Origin of the sequence: Mesobacillus sp. S13 (assembly GCF_020422885.1) — a bacterium.
In the GTDB taxonomy this organism is placed as follows: domain Bacteria; phylum Bacillota; class Bacilli; order Bacillales; family Cytobacillaceae; genus Mesobacillus; species Mesobacillus selenatarsenatis_A.
Genome location: NZ_CP084622.1, coordinates 130,045 through 147,319, shown reverse-complemented (window position 1 = coordinate 147,319; position 17,275 = coordinate 130,045). Strand labels below are relative to the sequence as shown.

Genomic DNA, 17,275 nt, shown 5'->3' with positions numbered 1-17,275 from the left:
ATTATTTGCCTCCTTCCTCAGTTTTCTTCTTCGTAGGAAGGACCTCTCCACGATAAATCCATACTTTAACGCCTAGCTTACCGTAAGTTGTATCTGCTTCTGCAGTAGCATAATCGATATCGGCACGAAGAGTATGAAGTGGAACTGTTCCTTCGCTGTATTGTTCTGAACGAGCGATGTCTGCACCGCCAAGACGGCCGGATACCATTGTCTTGATACCTTTTGCGCCAGCACGCATTGCACGTTGGATAACTTGCTTCTGTGCGCGACGGAAAGATACACGGTTTTCCAATTGGCGTGCGATGTTTTCAGCAACCAATTTCGCATCGATATCAGCTTTTTTGATTTCAAGAATGTTTATATGAACACGTTTGCCTGTAAGTTCATTTAGCGCTTTACGAAGTGCTTCAACTTCTGTACCGCCCTTACCGATAACCATTCCTGGCTTCGCTGTGTGGACAGTTACATTCAAGCGGTTTGCAGCACGCTCGATTTCTACTTTAGAAAGAGATGCATCGCGTAAACGCTTAGTGATGTACTCACGAACCTTAAGGTCTTCGTGTAAAAGATCAGCGTAGTCTTTGCCTGCGTACCATTTTGATTCCCAATCACGGATGATCCCGACACGCAAACCGACTGGATTTACTTTTTGACCCACTGATTATCCCTCCTTCTTTTCTGATAAAACGATTGTAATATGGCTAGTACGTTTGTTAATTGCACTTGCACGGCCCATAGCACGTGGACGGAAACGTTTCAACGTTGGTCCTTCGTTAGCGTAAGCTTCGGATACGACAAGGTTATTAACATCCATCTCATAGTTGTGCTCTGCGTTCGCTAATGCAGATTTCAACACTTTTTCTACGATTGGAGAAGCTGCCTTAGGGGTAAGGTTTAAGATAGCAACTGCTTCACCAACTTGCTTTCCTCGAATTAAATCTAGAACTAAGCGAGCTTTACGAGGAGCAATACGAACTGTTCTTGCAACAGCTTTAGCTTGCATTTGGATGCCCTCCTCTCATTAACGTCTTGTTTTCTTATCGTCATTACCATGTCCTTTGTAAGTACGAGTTGGAGCGAATTCTCCAAGCTTGTGGCCTACCATGTCTTCAGTGACATAAACAGGTACATGTTTGCGACCATCGTAGACAGCAATCGTGTGTCCGATGAATTGTGGGAAGATCGTTGAACGGCGAGACCAAGTTTTAACAACTTTCTTCGCTTCAGTTTCATTTAACTTTTCGATCTTTGTGATTAAGTGCTCATCAACAAAAGGTCCTTTTTTTAAGCTACGACCCATGATTGAACCTCCCTTCGTGATTGCGCTACGGTTCCCGTGAACCGTAGATCAATCCCGTTATTTTTTACGACGACGTACAATAAACTTGTCGGATTTGTTCTTCTTCTTACGAGTCTTGTATCCAAGAGTCGGCTTGCCCCATGGTGACATTGGTGATTTACGTCCGATTGGAGAGCGTCCTTCACCACCACCGTGTGGGTGATCATTAGGGTTCATTACAGATCCACGAACTGTTGGGCGCTTGCCTAACCAGCGTGAACGACCTGCTTTACCGATGTTGATCAATTCGTGTTGTTCGTTACCAACTTGACCTACAGTCGCACGGCACTCAGCAAGGATCATACGTACTTCGCCTGAGTTCAAACGAATCAATACATATTTACCTTCTTTACCAAGAACCTGTGCAGAAGTTCCTGCAGAACGAACTAATTGTCCGCCTTTGCCAGGCTTCAATTCGATGTTGTGTACTACTGTACCAACTGGAATGTTAGCTAGTGGAAGAGCGTTACCTACTTTGATGTCAGCTGTTGGGCCAGACATAACTTCCATACCTACTACTAGGTTTTTAGGAGCTAGGATATATCTCTTTTCACCATCTACATAATTAATTAACGCAATGTTTGCTGAACGGTTTGGATCATACTCAATTGTGGCAACGCGTCCTGGAATGCCATCTTTTGTACGTTTAAAATCAATGATTCTGTACTGACGCTTATGGCCGCCACCTTGATGACGAACAGTTAACTTACCCTGGTTGTTACGACCGCCTTTTCTGTGCAACGGAGCAAGCAAGGATTTTTCCGGCTTGTCAGTTGTAATTTCAGCAAAATCAGATGCTGTCATATTACGACGACCGTTGGAGGTAGGTTTGTACTTTTTAATCGCCATTTCGTTTCCCTCCTCTTCTTATTGGATTATTATACTTCGAAGAATTCGATTTCTTTGCTGTCTTGAGTAAGTTTAACGATAGCTTTACGACGCTTGTTTGTGTATCCGCCGAACTTGCCCATACGCTTGAACTTACCTTTGTAGTTCATGATGTTAACTTTTTCAACGTTTACGCCGAAAATAGTTTGAATAGCATCTTTAACTTGAGTTTTGTTCGCTCTTGTATCAACTTCGAAAGTGTACTTCTTCTCAGCCATTAGATCAGAAGAACGTTCTGTAATAACGGGGCGCTTAATGATATCGCGTGCATCCATTATGCAAGCACCTCCTCTACTTTTTCAACAGCTGCTTTTGTCATGATCAGCTTGTCATGATTTAGAACATCCAATACGTTGATTCCGTCTGCAGTAACAACAGTTACTCCTGGGATGTTACGTGCTGAAAGTGCTACGTTCTCTTCAAGACCTGCTGTTACGATCAATGCTTTCGTGTTAACAGAAAGACCGCTAAGTACGTTTTTGAATTCCTTTGTCTTTGGAGCTTCAAAAGCAAGGCTTTCAAGAACAAAGATATTTTCAGATTGTACTTTTGATGATAAAGCAGATTTGATCGCTAAACGACGAACTTTCTTAGGCAATTTATAGCTGTAGCTGCGTGGAACTGGTCCAAATACAGTACCGCCACCGCGCCATTGTGGAGAACGGATAGAACCTTGACGCGCGCGTCCAGTTCCTTTTTGTTTCCACGGCTTACGTCCACCGCCCGCTACTTCAGAACGAATTTTAGTTTTATGAGTTCCCTGACGTAATGAAGCTCTCTGCATTACTACTGCTTCGAACATTACGTGGTTGTTAGGCTCAATACCAAATACTGAATCGTTAAGTTCGATTTCTCCAACTTGTGAACCAGTTTGGTTGAATAATGCTACTTTAGGCATTCTTATTTCCTCCTTTCCTGTAAAAATTACTTAGCTTTTACAGCACCTTTGATTTTTAGAAGGGCTTTTCTAGCACCAGGAACGTTTCCTTTGATAAGAAGCAGGTTACGCTCTGTGTCAACTTGAACGATTTGCAGGTTTTGAACAGTGATCTGCTCTCCGCCCATGCGTCCAGGTAATAGTTTACCTTTGAATACGCGGTTTGGAGCAACAGGACCCATTGAACCAGGGCGGCGGTGGTAACGAGAACCGTGAGCCATTGGTCCGCGAGATTGTCCGTGACGCTTGATAGCACCTTGGAAACCTTTACCCTTTGAGATTCCTGTAACATCTACGATATCGCCTTCTGCGAAAATATCAACTTTGACTTCCTGACCAACTTCATATCCTGCTACATCGACTCCGTTGAATTCTTTTACGAAGCGCTTAGGAGCAGTGTTTGCCTTTGAAGCGTGGCCTTTTTCCGGTTTGTTAGAAAGCTTTTCGCGCTTGTCTTCAAAGCCAAGCTGGATTGCTTCGTAGCCATCTGTCTCAACAGATTTCACTTGAAGCACTACGTTTGGAGAAGCTTCTACCACAGTAACCGGGATAAGGTCGCCGTTTTCAGCAAATACTTGAGTCATACCGATCTTTCTTCCTAAGATTCCTTTGGTCATTTCAGTCACACCTCCTGTGAATTATAATGTTTATTTATTAAAGTTTGATTTCAATATCTACACCTGATGGCAGGTCTAAACGCATTAGTGAGTCGACCGTTTGCGGAGTCGGATTGATGATGTCAATCAGACGCTTATGCGTACGCATTTCGAACTGCTCACGAGAATCCTTGTACTTATGCACCGCACGAAGAATTGTGTAAATTGACTTTTCTGTAGGTAGTGGGATTGGACCAGACACCGCCGCACCAGAACGTTTCGCAGTTTCAACAATTTTCTCTGCGGATTGATCAAGAATCCTGTGATCATAAGCTTTCAAACGGATACGAATTTTTTGTTTTGCCATTACTTTCCCTCCTTTTCGCCTATTTTAAAATAGACATTCTCCGCGAAAATTTCCCACACACTCGCCATGGCAAAGCGGCCGGGTGTGTCAGCAACCTTTCGCATCATCGCAGTCAAAGACCAACATTGTCTATTATACATAAAACATAACCCAAATGCAAGAAGTATTCCGCTTTTTAATTATGTTCAACACACTTTTACTATTATAGCGGGCGCATTCGTATTTTACAAGTGGGGAAAGAGATTTCTAACTATTTGGACGAGGAGAAAATAATTCCTGTAATGCTCGGGGTTATGAATCGGGAGAAAAACATGCAGCGATTTGAATTTACATATATTATAGAAGGAACTGATTTGATTTTTGAGTAAGGATATTATTATGTGTGTGCCAGGAATAAGGTTAACAGCTTTTCCATAACATCTAAATTAGTGTTTAGTTACCTAGCAAAAGTTAATTTGATCATCTTGACTTATTTATTGAACGACAATCCCTTTCGAAACTCTTTTATCCAACCATTACTGCCACTAATATATCGATACTCTCTCTGGTTTTTTTATCCGCACATTAACGAACTTAATTTGACGATAGTCCCTCTGGTTCCTCTTTTATCCGTAAATTATCACACTTAATGTGGTGATACTTTCTCTGCTTTCTTTTTTATCCGTTCATTATCACTCTAAATGTGACGGTATACTATTATGTTTACTCTTTAGCCGTACATATCCATGCTTGATGAGCCCATGAACTATTTATTTCTCTCTATCAACGGACTAAATAGTAAGAACAGGAGCATAATCACCTTTTTTAAAAAGGTTTAACATATAACCTATTACAATATAAAAAAGCAGCTGGATCGTCATCCAGCTGCTTTCATTGTTTTTATTAAAAATTACTCTTGGATAGTCGCAACTACGCCAGCGCCTACTGTACGGCCGCCTTCACGAATTGAGAACTTAGTTCCTTCTTCGATAGCGATTGGAGCGATTAGTTCAACAGTCATTTCGATGTTGTCGCCAGGCATAACCATTTCTACGCCTTCAGGAAGGTTACAAATACCAGTTACATCAGTTGTACGGAAGTAGAACTGTGGACGGTAGTTTGTGAAGAATGGAGTGTGACGTCCACCTTCTTCTTTTGAAAGAACGTATACTTCAGCTTTGAACTTTGTGTGTGGCTTAACAGAACCTGGCTTAGCAAGTACTTGACCACGTTGGATATCTTCACGAGCTACCCCACGAAGAAGTGCACCGATGTTGTCTCCAGCTTCTGCATAGTCAAGAAGCTTACGGAACATTTCAACACCTGTTACAGTAGTTGATTTTGGCTCTTCAGTCATACCGATGATTTCGATTACGTCACCGACTTTAACTTGTCCACGCTCAACACGTCCTGTAGCAACTGTTCCACGGCCAGTGATTGAGAAAACGTCCTCAACAGGCATCATGAATGGCTTTTCAGTGTCACGTGTTGGTGTTGGGATGTACTCATCAACTGCAGCCATAAGCTCAGTGATTTTTTCTTCCCACTCAGGAGCACCTTCAAGGGCTCTTAGAGCAGAACCTTTGATAACTGGAATGTCATCGCCAGGGAATTCGTATTCAGAAAGAAGGTCACGTACTTCCATTTCTACCAATTCAAGAAGTTCTTCGTCGTCAACCATATCACACTTGTTCATGAAAACAACAAGGAAAGGTACGCCTACCTGACGAGAAAGCAGGATGTGCTCACGAGTTTGTGGCATTGGGCCATCAGCTGCAGAAACAACTAGGATTCCGCCGTCCATTTGAGCAGCACCAGTGATCATGTTCTTAACATAGTCAGCGTGTCCTGGGCAGTCAACGTGTGCATAGTGGCGAGTAGCAGTTTCGTACTCAACGTGTGCAGTAGAGATTGTGATACCACGCTCGCGCTCTTCAGGAGCTGCGTCGATTTGGTCATATCCGCGTGCTTCACCGCCGCCTACCTTAGAAAGTACAGTAGTGATAGCAGCTGTTAGAGTAGTTTTACCATGGTCAACGTGACCAATTGTACCAATGTTAACGTGTGGCTTCGAACGATCGAATTTAGCTTTTCCCATTAGAAAAATCCTCCTTTAATATATGCAAATTAAGTATATTTTAATGTGCTGTGAAATAAGTTCCCCTATTTCACAGCGTTATGCTTACATTAGTAGTTATACTTGATTAATAGGTGAAAATCAATTATTCACCTTTATTTTTTTTGATGATTTCTTCAGAAACAGATTTAGGAACTTCTTCGTAGTGGTCGAAGTGCATTGAGAATACACCGCGTCCTTGTGTGCTTGAACGAAGAGCAGTTGCATAACCGAACATTTCTGAAAGTGGAACCATCGCACGAACAACTTGTGCGTTACCACGAGCATCCATACCTTCGACGCGTCCGCGACGAGCAGTAATCATACCCATGATATCTCCAAGATATTCTTCAGGGATAACAACTTCAACCCTCATGACAGGCTCAAGGATAACTGGCTTACACTTAGAAGCAGCATTCTTAAGTGCCATTGAAGCAGCGATCTTAAACGCCATTTCAGAGGAGTCAACATCGTGGTAAGAACCATCGAATAGTCTTGCTTTGATGTCAACTAGTGGATATCCTGCAAGGACACCACGGTCAAGAGCGTCTTCAAGACCAGCCTGTACCGCTGGGATGTATTCACGTGGAACTACACCACCGACGATTCCATTCTCGAACTCGAACCCTTTTCCTTCTTCGTTTGGAGAGAACTCGATCCAAACGTGTCCGAACTGACCACGTCCACCGGACTGACGTGCGAATTTACCTTCAACAGAAGCTGATTCACGGAAAGTTTCACGGTATGCAACCTGAGGTGCACCAACGTTTGCTTCCACTTTAAATTCACGACGCATACGGTCAACGATGATATCAAGGTGAAGCTCACCCATTCCAGCGATGATAACTTGTCCAGTTTCCTGGTCAGTATGCGCACGGAATGTTGGATCTTCTTCTTGAAGTTTTTGCAATGCAGTTGTCATTTTGTCCTGGTCAGCTTTTGACTTAGGCTCAACTGATAACTGGATTACAGGCTCTGGGAACTGCATGGACTCAAGAATAACTAGAGACTTTTCGTCACATAGAGTGTCACCAGTAGTTGTATCTTTCAGACCAACAGCTGCAGCGATGTCACCAGCGTAAACCGTTGAGATTTCCTGACGGCTGTTCGCGTGCATCTGGAGGATACGTCCGATACGTTCACGCTTTCCTTTAGTTGAGTTCTGGACATAAGAACCAGAATCAAGAGTACCAGAGTAAACGCGGAAGAATGTTAATTTACCAACATAAGGGTCAGTCATAACTTTAAACGCAAGAGCAGAGAACGGCTCGTTGTCGTCAGAGTGACGCTCAACCACATCTTCAGTGTCCGGAAGATGGCCCTGGATCGCAGGTACATCCAATGGAGATGGAAGGTAGTCGATTACAGCGTCAAGCATTAGCTGAACACCTTTGTTTTTGAATGCTGAACCACAGATAACTGGGTAGAATTCAACATTTGTAGTACCTTTACGGATAGCAGCTTTGATCTCTTCGACTGTAAGCTCTTCTCCGCCAAGGTATTTTTCCATAAGTTCTTCGTCAAGCTCAGCTACCGCTTCGACTAGCTTTTCACGGTACTCTTCAGCTTTTTCCATATATTCTTCAGGAATTTCCCCAACAGTGATCTCTGTTCCAAGGTCATTACCGTAGAAAATAGCTCTCATTTCAACTAAGTCGATGATTGCTTCGAACTCATCTTCAGCACCGATCGGAAGTTGGATCGGGTGAGCGTTCGCTTGAAGGCGATCATGGATAGTTGATACTGAGTATAGGAAGTCCGCGCCTAGCTTATCCATTTTATTAACGAATACTACACGTGGAACTCCATAAGTAGTAGCCTGGCGCCAAACTGTTTCTGTTTGAGGCTCAACACCTGACTGTGCGTCAAGTACTGCTACTGCACCATCAAGTACACGCAGTGAACGTTCAACTTCAACAGTGAAGTCTACGTGTCCTGGTGTATCGATGATGTTTACGCGGTGTTCTTTCCATGAAGCTGTTGTTGCAGCAGAAGTGATCGTGATTCCACGCTCTTGTTCCTGCTCCATCCAGTCCATTTGAGAAGCACCTTCGTGTGTTTCGCCGATTTTGTGAATACGGCCAGTATAATAAAGAACACGCTCAGTTGTTGTTGTTTTACCAGCATCAATGTGAGCCATGATTCCAATATTACGAGTTTTTTCTAAGGAGAACTCTCTTGCCATTTGGTCTTTCTCCTTCCTAGTATGAGTGTTTTTAGATTGAAGGTAATTCTACCAACGATAGTGAGCGAATGCTTTGTTTGCTTCCGCCATTTTGTGTGTATCTTCGCGCTTCTTAACAGAAGCACCAGTGTTGTTAGCAGCGTCAAGAATTTCGTTAGCAAGACGCTCTTCCATTGTCTTTTCCCCACGAAGACGTGAGTAGTTTACCAACCAACGAAGACCAAGTGTTGTACGGCGGTCTGCACGCACCTCAACTGGTACTTGATAGTTTGCTCCACCTACACGGCGTGCTTTTACTTCTAGAACAGGCATGATGTTCTTAAGAGCTGCGTCGAATACTTCAATTGGCTCTTTGCCTGAACGCTCACGAATGATATCAAAAGCTGAATAAAGGATCTTTTGTGATTTACCTCTCTTACCATCGATCATCATTTTGTTGATCAGGCGAGTGATAAGCTTTGAGTTATAAATCGGATCCGGCAATACGTCTCTCTTTGCAACTGGACCTTTACGTGGCATGTAATTTCCTCCTTTCAAAAAGGGTTAATAGTTTTGTTTATTATTTCTTAGCTGCTTTCGGTCTCTTAGTACCGTACTTAGAACGGCCCTGCATACGGTTGTTAACACCAGCAGTATCAAGAGCACCACGAACGATGTGGTAACGCACACCCGGTAAGTCTTTTACACGTCCTCCACGGATAAGAACAACGCTGTGCTCTTGAAGGTTGTGCCCGATACCAGGGATATAAGCTGTTACCTCGATTCCGTTAGTCAAACGTACACGAGCGTATTTACGCAACGCTGAGTTCGGCTTCTTTGGAGTCATAGTACCAACACGAGTACATACACCACGCTTTTGTGGAGATGAAACGTTAGTTTGTGCTTTTTTGAAGCTGTTGTAACCTTTATTTAGCGCCGGAGATTTTGACTTCTCCTCTTTTGAGCTACGTGGCTTGCGCACTAATTGGTTAATTGTAGGCATGATCATTTTCCTCCCTTCACATTTTGTGTAAGCCCACACATCCAGGTGGTTCATTTTTTTACAAAAAACAAAGTTCTTGCAGACTGCTGCAAAAACAGTTTTTACTTGGTTATCGCTACAGCTGAGGCTCCAACGGCAATCCCGCATGCCTTCCCTAGTTTTATCATAGAGTCGACATAGGTGATGGCGGTGTTCATGTCCCTGGCTGTCTGCAATAGATTCGCTGTCACTTTCATGTCAGCATCCTTCGCAATGACCAGTTCGAGTACTTCGCCAGCCTTCAGTGCTTTCACTGTTTGCTTTGATCCTACTATAATCTTTTTAGCTTGAGCTACTTTTTCATAAGACATGAAATCCTCCAAAGTAACCGGTAAATAGGAGCACCTTTGAAATATTAACACTTAGTGCAAGGGATGTCAACAACATTGAAAAACTTTTTTCGCTAGAATGTTGTTTTTATTCATAGAAACAATCTATTTTCTTTAAAAAGGCGGCACTTTCTGCCATAGCAGAGAGCACCGCGCTCTTATTTTATTCTACAGTGATCGCATCTTCGGCATTTTCTTCTTCCGTTGAGATTGGTTCAGCTCTTCTGTATCGCTGCATACCAGTTCCAGCTGGAACAAGTTTACCGATGATAACATTTTCTTTCAGGCCGAGAAGCTCATCGCGCTTGCCTTTGATTGCAGCATCTGTAAGCACTCTTGTTGTTTCCTGGAAGGATGCTGCAGACAGGAATGAATCCGTCTCAAGTGATGCTTTAGTAATACCAAGCAATACTGGACGTCCTGTTGCCGGCATTTTGCCTTCAAGAAGTGCTTTGCGGTTGGCGTCGGTGAACTGATGGATCTCAAGCAATGTGCCTGGAAGTACATCTGTTTCACCAGCGTCAATCACCCTGATTTTGCGCATCATCTGGCGCACCATTACTTCAACGTGCTTGTCGCCGATTTCAACACCCTGCATACGGTATACTTTTTGAACTTCTTTCAATAAGTATTCCTGTACAGACTGAACATCTTTGACTCTTAATAGTTCCTTAGGGTCGATTGAACCTTCAGTGAGTTCCTGACCGCGTTCTACATGGTCATTCACAGCCACTTTCAAGCGAGCTGTGTATGGCGCGTTGTAAGTACGGCTTTCGATTTCACCCTGGATCACGATTTCCTGCTGACGGTCTTTTCCTTCGTTGATGCCGACTACGACACCTTCCAATTCAGAGATGACAGCCTGCCCTTTAGGATTACGTGCTTCGAACAATTCCTGGATACGCGGAAGACCTTGTGTGATATCGTCTCCTGCAACACCGCCCGTATGGAACGTACGCATTGTAAGCTGTGTACCTGGCTCACCGATTGACTGGGCAGCGATGATACCGACCGCTTCGCCAACTTCGACTTCCTGGCCAGTCGCAAGGTTGCGACCGTAACACTTCTTACATACACCGTGACGTGTATTACATGTAAATGCAGAACGGATCCACACTTCCTCGATTCCAGCTTCAGTTACTTCAACTGCCAAGTCTTCTGTGATCAATCCGTTTTCAGGTACAATCACAGCCTTCGTTTCAGGATGCTTGATCGCCTTTCTTGCATAGCGGCCAATCAGACGCTCTTCCAGAGGTTCGATTACTTCGGTACCATCTTTAAGCGATTTGATAAACAGGCCTCTATCTGTACCACAATCGTCTTCGCGAACGATGACATCCTGCGCTACGTCTACAAGACGACGAGTCAGATAACCTGAGTCAGCAGTCTTAAGTGCTGTATCGGCAAGACCTTTACGAGCACCGTGAGTGGAGATGAAGTACTCCAATACTGTCAGACCTTCACGGAAACTTGACTTGATCGGCAACTCGATGATTCGTCCAGCCGGGTTGGCCATCAGACCACGCATACCAGCAAGCTGCGTGAAGTTGGACGCGTTACCACGGGCACCGGAGTCACTCATCATGAAGATTGGGTTTGAATTATCTAGTGATTTCATCAGCTTAGCCTGGATATTATCCTTCGCCTGGCTCCAGATGGAGATAACACGATCGTAACGCTCGTCCTCGGTGATCAAACCGCGTCTGAACTGCTTAAGAACATTGTCTACCTTCGTCTGTGCTTCTGAAATGATTTCTTGCTTCTCTTTAAGAACCACGATATCAGCCACACCAACCGTAATACCCGCTTTAGTGGAGTATGTGAAGCCAAGTCCCTTCATACGGTCTAGCATTTTTGATGTTTCCGTGATTTTGAACTTCTTGAACACTTCAGCAATGATGTTTCCAAGAATTTTCTTCTTGAACGGATCCACCAATGGCATTGACTTGATGACTTCCTTTACATCTGCACCCTTTTCAACAAAATACTTCTCAGGAGTTTTCTCCTCAAGATTTTCTTTTGAAGGCTCATTGATGTATGGGAATGACGCTGGAAGGATTTCGTTGAAAATCAGCTTTCCAACTGTCGTGATCAATAGCTGGCCATTTTGCTCTTCCGTAAATGTCTGGTTGCCAAGTGATGCTGCCGCAACAGCGATACGAGTGTGAAGATGTACATAACCATTCTGGTATGCGATTAAGGCTTCATTCGTATCCTTGAACACCATACCTTCGCCAACAGCTGCTTCTCTTTCCAGAGTCAGGTAGTAGTTACCTAAAACCATATCCTGGGAAGGGGTAACAACTGGCTTTCCATCCTTAGGGTTCAGGATGTTCTGGGCAGCAAGCATCAATAGACGTGCTTCTGCCTGTGCTTCTGCTGAAAGTGGTACGTGGACCGCCATCTGGTCACCATCGAAGTCAGCGTTGTAAGCTGTACATACGAGTGGGTGAAGACGGATTGCGCGTCCTTCTACCAATGTAGGTTCGAACGCCTGGATTCCAAGTCTGTGAAGAGTCGGTGCACGGTTAAGCAATACCGGATGCTCCTTGATGACATCTTCAAGCACATCCCAGACTTCCGGCTGTACGCGCTCAATCTTGCGTTTGGCAGACTTTATGTTATGGGCTAAGCCCTTTTGTACAAGTTCTTTCATTACGAATGGCTTGAATAGCTCAAGAGCCATTTCCTTAGGCAATCCGCACTGATACATATGCAGGTTTGGACCTACGACGATAACCGAACGGCCAGAGTAGTCAACACGCTTACCAAGAAGGTTTTGACGGAAACGGCCTTGCTTACCCTTAAGCATATGGGAAAGGGACTTCAATGGACGGTTACCTGGTCCTGTTACTGGACGGCCGCGACGGCCATTGTCAATCAAGGCGTCAACAGCTTCCTGAAGCATGCGCTTTTCGTTCTGAACGATGATGCTTGGAGCACCAAGGTCAAGAAGACGCTTCAGACGGTTGTTACGGTTGATAACACGGCGGTACAGGTCGTTCAGGTCGGATGTTGCGAAACGTCCTCCATCAAGCTGTACCATCGGGCGAAGTTCAGGCGGGATGACAGGAAGTACATCAAGAATCATCCATGATGGCTCATTACCTGACCCACGGAACGCTTCAACTACCTCAAGACGTTTGATCGCACGAGTACGACGCTGGCCCTGTGCAGTTCTTAATTCTTCCTTCAGCATATCTGCTTCTTTATCTAGGTCGATGTCAGAAAGCAGCTTTTTGATTGCTTCCGCTCCCATGGCAGCCTGGAACTTGTTTCCGTATTTTTCGCGGTAAGCACGGTATTCTTTCTCTGACAACAATTGCTTCTTTTCAAGAGCAGTGTCACCAGTTTCCGTTACCACATACGAAGCAAAGTAAATAACTTCTTCTAGTGCGCGAGGAGACATGTCAAGAACTAGTCCCATACGGCTAGGAATACCTTTGAAATACCAAATGTGAGATACAGGAGCTGCAAGCTCAATGTGTCCCATTCTTTCACGACGGACTTTTGCGCGTGTTACTTCAACGCCGCATCGGTCACAGACTACGCCTTTGTAGCGGACTCTTTTGTACTTTCCGCAATGACATTCCCAGTCCTTTGTCGGTCCGAAGATACGCTCACAGAATAAGCCGTCTTTTTCTGGTTTTAAAGTACGATAGTTGATTGTTTCCGGCTTTTTAACTTCACCGAAAGACCATGAACGGATCTTGTCTGGTGAAGCGAGGCCAATTTTCATGTACTCAAAATTATTAACATCTAGCAAGGGGCCTACCTCCCTTTTAATCTAGGGTTTTACCCTTATGGCCATCCAAATAGGAACACACGTGGACAATACTGTTATTCAACTGTTTGTACACGTGTGCCAATTAGATGGACCTATTCTTTCATTCCTACTTTTTCAGAATCCATTTCTTCTGCTTCAGGAGCGATCGTCAATGTTTCTGCATGCTGCAATTCTTCATCATCGTCAAAATCGCGCATTTCGATTTCTTTTTCATCGCCTGACAGGATCTTAACGTCCATACCTAAACTTTGAAGCTCCTTCATCAATACTTTGAATGATTCAGGAACACCTGGCTCAGGAACGTTTTCTCCTTTTACAATCGCTTCATATGTTTTAACACGTCCGACAACATCATCGGACTTGACAGTTAAGATTTCCTGCAATGTGTAAGCAGCGCCGTATGCTTCAAGCGCCCAAACCTCCATCTCCCCGAAACGCTGTCCGCCAAACTGGGCTTTACCGCCAAGTGGCTGCTGCGTAACAAGTGAGTATGGTCCAGTAGAACGAGCGTGAAGCTTATCGTCTACCATGTGAGCAAGCTTGATCATGTACATGACACCGACTGATACACGGTTATCGAATGGCTCACCTGTACGTCCATCATATAGGACAGTCTTCGCATCTCTGGCCATACCAGCTTCCTGGATTGTTGACCATACATCTTCTTCGGTAGCACCGTCGAATACAGGAGAAGCAACATGGATTCCAAGGTAACGCGCTGCCATACCAAGGTGAAGCTCAAGCACCTGACCGATATTCATACGTGATGGTACCCCTAGTGGGTTAAGCATGATATCGACTGGTGTTCCGTCCGGCAAGAAAGGCATATCCTCTTCCGGAAGGATTTTGGAAATTACCCCTTTGTTACCGTGGCGTCCTGCCATTTTGTCACCTTCAGAAATCTTACGCTTCTGAACGATGTAAGCACGGACAAGCTGGTTCACGCCTGGAGGAAGCTCATCGCCATCTTCACGGTTGAACACTTTGACGTCAAGCACAATCCCGCCGCCGCCGTGTGGTACACGCAATGAAGTATCGCGGACTTCCCTTGCTTTTTCACCGAAGATTGCATGAAGGAGACGTTCTTCTGCAGTCAATTCAGTAACCCCTTTAGGCGTTACCTTACCTACTAGAAGATCTCCATCTTTCACTTCAGCACCGACACGGATGATTCCACGCTCGTCAAGGTTTCTCAATGCATCTTCCCCGACGTTTGGAATATCACGTGTGATTTCTTCAGGTCCAAGCTTTGTATCACGGGACTCTGATTCATATTCTTCTATATGGATCGATGTATAAACATCATCCTTAACGAGGCGCTCACTCATGATGATCGCATCCTCGTAGTTGTAACCATTCCAAGTCATGAAGCCAACAAGGACGTTACGGCCAAGTGCAAGTTCTCCTGCTTCCATAGAAGGACCATCAGCAAGGATTTCCCCCTTGGTTACACGGTCGCCAACACTTACGATTGGGCGCTGGTTGTAGCATGTACCCTGGTTGGAACGGATGAACTTCAGCATACGGTACTTATCAAGGTCGCCCTTGACTTCCTGTCCGTCTACTTCTTTGACACGGCGTACCCAGACTTCACGGGCTTCAACATGCTCAACGATCCCTTCATGCTTACAGATGACTGCAGCACCGGAATCCTTGGCAGAAACGTGTTCCATTCCAGTTCCGACTCTTGGTGCTTCAGGCTGCATCAATGGGACAGCCTGACGCTGCATGTTCGCACCCATCAAGGCACGGTTGGAGTCATCGTTTTCAAGGAACGGGATACACGCAGTCGCTGCGGATACAACCTGTTTAGGTGATACGTCCATATAATCGACGCGATCACGTTTAACTACTGTGTTTTCACCGCGGAAACGAGCAATTACTTCATCATCAACGAAGGAACCATCGTCAGCTAGACGAGCGTTCGCCTGTGCTACTACATAGTTATCTTCTTCATCAGCTGTTAAGTAATCGAAGTGGCTTGTCACTTTACCTGTTTCCGGGTCAACGCGGCGGTAAGGAGTCTCGATGAATCCGAAGCGGTTAACTTTCGCGAAACTTGAAAGTGAGTTGATCAAACCGATGTTTGGACCTTCAGGCGTTTCAATCGGACACATACGGCCGTAGTGGGAATAGTGAACGTCACGCACTTCAAAGCCAGCGCGTTCACGTGTAAGACCACCAGGTCCTAGTGCAGAAAGACGCCTTTTATGTGTCAATTCAGCCAGCGGATTTGTCTGGTCCATGAACTGTGAAAGCTGAGAGCTTCCAAAGAACTCTTTAATGGACGCAATTACCGGACGGATATTGATTAATTGCTGTGGTGTAATCGTATTTGTGTCCTGAATGGACATTCTTTCACGGACTACACGTTCCATTCTGGACAAACCAATACGGAATTGGTTCTGAAGCAGCTCACCTACAGAACGAAGGCGTCTGTTCCCTAAATGGTCAATGTCATCTGTATCGCCAACACCATGCAGCAAGTTAAAGAAATAGCTGATGGATGCAATGATATCAGCAGGCGTGATATTTTTGATTGGTTCAGGGACATAGGCGTTACCAAGAACATTAATTTCCTTCTCGCCCTCATCATTCGGAGCATAGATTTTAATGCTTTGTAAAGTTACATCCTCTTCAACCACGCCGCCATAAGGGCTGATTGACTTGAATCCAACATTGTTCTCCAGCGCAGGGATGATTTTATCCAGAGTACGGCGGTCAAGTGTGACGCCCTTTTCTGCGATGATTTCCCCTGTTTCAGGATCCACTAATGTTTCTGCAAGCTTTTGCCCGAATAAACGGTTCTTAATATGAAGCTTTTTATTGATCTTATAACGCCCTACGTTTGCGAGGTCATAGCGCTTTGGATCAAAGAATCTTGATACCAGAAGGCTCTTTGCATTTTCAACTGTAGGCGGTTCGCCAGGACGGAGGCGCTCATAGATTTCAAGAAGCGCTTTTTCCGTGCTTTCCGTATTGTCTTTTTCAAGAGTATTACGGATATATTCATTATCTCCGATCAGATCAATGATTTCTTGATCAGAACCGAACCCTAATGCACGCAAAAGAACCGTAACAGGGAGCTTCCTCGTACGATCGATCCTTACATATACAACATCCTTGGCATCTGTTTCATACTCCAACCAGGCACCGCGGTTCGGGATTACGGTCGCAGTGAACCCTTTCTTCCCGTTTTTATCAAGCTTCCCGCTGTAGTATACACTTGGTGAGCGCACTAACTGGGAAACGATAACCCTTTCAGCACCATTGATCACAAACGTGCCAGTTTCTGTCATAAGCGGGAAATCGCCCATGAAAACATCCTGGTCCTTTACTTCACCTGTTTCCTTATTCACAAGGCGGACCTTTACTCTTAATGGCGCAGAGTAAGTAACGTCTCTTTCTTTTGATTCTTCCACTGGATATTTCGGTTCGCCAAGACTGTAATCGATAAACTCTAACGATAAGTTACCAGTAAAGTCTTCAATCGGTGAAATGTCCTGGAACATTTCACGGAGGCCCTCATCAAGAAACCACTGATAGGAAGAGGTTTGAATTTCAATCAAATTCGGCAATTCCAAAACTTCACTGATGCGAGCATAACTTCTACGTTGGCGGTGTCGTCCATACTGAACTAGTTGACCTGTCAACTGATTCACCCCTCAAATCAAGCGTTATTATTCATCTATCCCTGTCTTGTCCATGAAGTTTCCTCCATTTCAAAAGAC

15 protein-coding genes are annotated in these 17,275 nt (G+C 44.6%); all 15 read right to left on the bottom strand.

What is annotated here, in order from left to right; translation table 11 throughout:
* Window position 1 precedes the first annotated feature (1 nt).
* The 15 genes from rpsC to rpoB all read right to left on the bottom strand — a co-directional run bounded on the left by rpsC (window position 2) and on the right by rpoB (window position 17,197).
* Complete coding sequence (rpsC, locus tag LGO15_RS00755; RefSeq protein WP_079504263.1) at window positions 2-658, bottom strand: 30S ribosomal protein S3; 657 nt, start codon at window positions 656-658, stop codon at window positions 2-4.
* A 3-nt stretch (window positions 659-661) separates the two neighbouring features.
* Window positions 662-1,003, bottom strand: a complete 342-nt coding sequence (gene rplV, locus LGO15_RS00750) for a 50S ribosomal protein L22 (protein ID WP_079504264.1) — start codon at window positions 1,001-1,003, stop codon at window positions 662-664.
* 18 nt (window positions 1,004-1,021) lie between these two features.
* Complete coding sequence (gene rpsS, locus LGO15_RS00745; RefSeq protein WP_023626426.1) at window positions 1,022-1,300, bottom strand: 30S ribosomal protein S19; 279 nt, start codon at window positions 1,298-1,300, stop codon at window positions 1,022-1,024.
* A gap of 57 nt (window positions 1,301-1,357) precedes the next feature.
* Entirely contained in the window at window positions 1,358-2,188 is an 831-nt protein-coding gene (gene rplB, locus LGO15_RS00740; RefSeq protein WP_167834096.1) for a 50S ribosomal protein L2, read from the bottom strand.
* A gap of 29 nt (window positions 2,189-2,217) precedes the next feature.
* Window positions 2,218-2,502, bottom strand: coding sequence for a 50S ribosomal protein L23 (rplW, locus tag LGO15_RS00735; protein WP_044393909.1), 285 nt, complete (start codon window positions 2,500-2,502; stop codon window positions 2,218-2,220).
* Window positions 2,502-3,125 carry a 50S ribosomal protein L4 gene (gene rplD, locus LGO15_RS00730; RefSeq protein ID WP_167834095.1) on the bottom strand — a complete coding sequence of 208 codons (624 nt, stop codon included), beginning with the start codon at window positions 3,123-3,125 and terminating at the stop codon, window positions 2,502-2,504. Before rplD ends, rplW begins: the two co-directional genes overlap by 1 nt.
* A gap of 26 nt (window positions 3,126-3,151) precedes the next feature.
* Window positions 3,152-3,781 (bottom strand): 50S ribosomal protein L3, encoded by a 630-nt coding sequence (rplC, locus tag LGO15_RS00725; RefSeq protein WP_226086355.1) that lies wholly within the window; start codon window positions 3,779-3,781, stop codon window positions 3,152-3,154.
* 37 nt (window positions 3,782-3,818) lie between these two features.
* Window positions 3,819-4,127 (bottom strand): 30S ribosomal protein S10, encoded by a 309-nt coding sequence (gene rpsJ / locus LGO15_RS00720; RefSeq protein ID WP_009791329.1) that lies wholly within the window; start codon window positions 4,125-4,127, stop codon window positions 3,819-3,821.
* A gap of 889 nt (window positions 4,128-5,016) precedes the next feature.
* Window positions 5,017-6,204 carry an elongation factor Tu gene (gene tuf, locus LGO15_RS00715; protein WP_167834093.1) on the bottom strand — a complete coding sequence of 396 codons (1,188 nt, stop codon included), beginning with the start codon at window positions 6,202-6,204 and terminating at the stop codon, window positions 5,017-5,019.
* Window positions 6,205-6,328: 124 nt separating this feature from the next.
* On the bottom strand, window positions 6,329-8,407 hold the full coding sequence (fusA, locus tag LGO15_RS00710; RefSeq protein WP_167834092.1) for an elongation factor G: 2,079 nt from the start codon (window positions 8,405-8,407) through the stop codon (window positions 6,329-6,331).
* 48 nt (window positions 8,408-8,455) lie between these two features.
* Entirely contained in the window at window positions 8,456-8,926 is a 471-nt protein-coding gene (gene rpsG / locus LGO15_RS00705) for a 30S ribosomal protein S7 (RefSeq protein ID WP_023626435.1), read from the bottom strand.
* Window positions 8,927-8,966: 40 nt separating this feature from the next.
* A complete protein-coding gene (gene rpsL, locus LGO15_RS00700; RefSeq protein ID WP_023626436.1) occupies window positions 8,967-9,389 on the bottom strand; it encodes a 30S ribosomal protein S12 in 423 nt (140 codons plus the stop codon).
* A 101-nt stretch (window positions 9,390-9,490) separates the two neighbouring features.
* Window positions 9,491-9,739, bottom strand: coding sequence for a 50S ribosomal protein L7ae-like protein (locus LGO15_RS00695; protein ID WP_167834091.1), 249 nt, complete (start codon window positions 9,737-9,739; stop codon window positions 9,491-9,493).
* Between the two features lie 181 nt (window positions 9,740-9,920).
* Window positions 9,921-13,523: a DNA-directed RNA polymerase subunit beta' gene (gene rpoC / locus LGO15_RS00690; protein ID WP_226086354.1), complete on the bottom strand. Its 3,603-nt coding sequence runs from the start codon at window positions 13,521-13,523 to the stop codon at window positions 9,921-9,923.
* A 113-nt stretch (window positions 13,524-13,636) separates the two neighbouring features.
* Entirely contained in the window at window positions 13,637-17,197 is a 3,561-nt protein-coding gene (gene rpoB, locus LGO15_RS00685; RefSeq protein WP_167834089.1) for a DNA-directed RNA polymerase subunit beta, read from the bottom strand.
* Between the last annotated feature and the right edge of the window lie 78 nt (window positions 17,198-17,275).

What these genes read in the sequence shown, in the direction of transcription:
- rplV (WP_079504264.1), bottom strand. Translation starts at nt 1,003, where the DNA reads ATGCAAGCTAAAGCTGTTGCAAGAACAGTTCGTATTGCTCCTCGTAAA.
- rpsS (WP_023626426.1), bottom strand. Translation starts at nt 1,300, where the DNA reads ATGGGTCGTAGCTTAAAAAAAGGACCTTTTGTTGATGAGCACTTAATC.
- rplB (WP_167834096.1), bottom strand. Translation starts at nt 2,188, where the DNA reads ATGGCGATTAAAAAGTACAAACCTACCTCCAACGGTCGTCGTAATATG.
- rplW (WP_044393909.1), bottom strand. Translation starts at nt 2,502, where the DNA reads ATGGATGCACGCGATATCATTAAGCGCCCCGTTATTACAGAACGTTCT.
- rplD (WP_167834095.1), bottom strand. Translation starts at nt 3,125, where the DNA reads ATGCCTAAAGTAGCATTATTCAACCAAACTGGTTCACAAGTTGGAGAA.
- rplC (WP_226086355.1), bottom strand. Translation starts at nt 3,781, where the DNA reads ATGACCAAAGGAATCTTAGGAAGAAAGATCGGTATGACTCAAGTATTT.
- rpsJ (WP_009791329.1), bottom strand. Translation starts at nt 4,127, where the DNA reads ATGGCAAAACAAAAAATTCGTATCCGTTTGAAAGCTTATGATCACAGG.
- tuf (WP_167834093.1), bottom strand. Translation starts at nt 6,204, where the DNA reads ATGGGAAAAGCTAAATTCGATCGTTCGAAGCCACACGTTAACATTGGT.
- fusA (WP_167834092.1), bottom strand. Translation starts at nt 8,407, where the DNA reads ATGGCAAGAGAGTTCTCCTTAGAAAAAACTCGTAATATTGGAATCATG.
- rpsG (WP_023626435.1), bottom strand. Translation starts at nt 8,926, where the DNA reads ATGCCACGTAAAGGTCCAGTTGCAAAGAGAGACGTATTGCCGGATCCG.
- rpsL (WP_023626436.1), bottom strand. Translation starts at nt 9,389, where the DNA reads ATGCCTACAATTAACCAATTAGTGCGCAAGCCACGTAGCTCAAAAGAG.
- LGO15_RS00695 (WP_167834091.1), bottom strand. Translation starts at nt 9,739, where the DNA reads ATGTCTTATGAAAAAGTAGCTCAAGCTAAAAAGATTATAGTAGGATCA.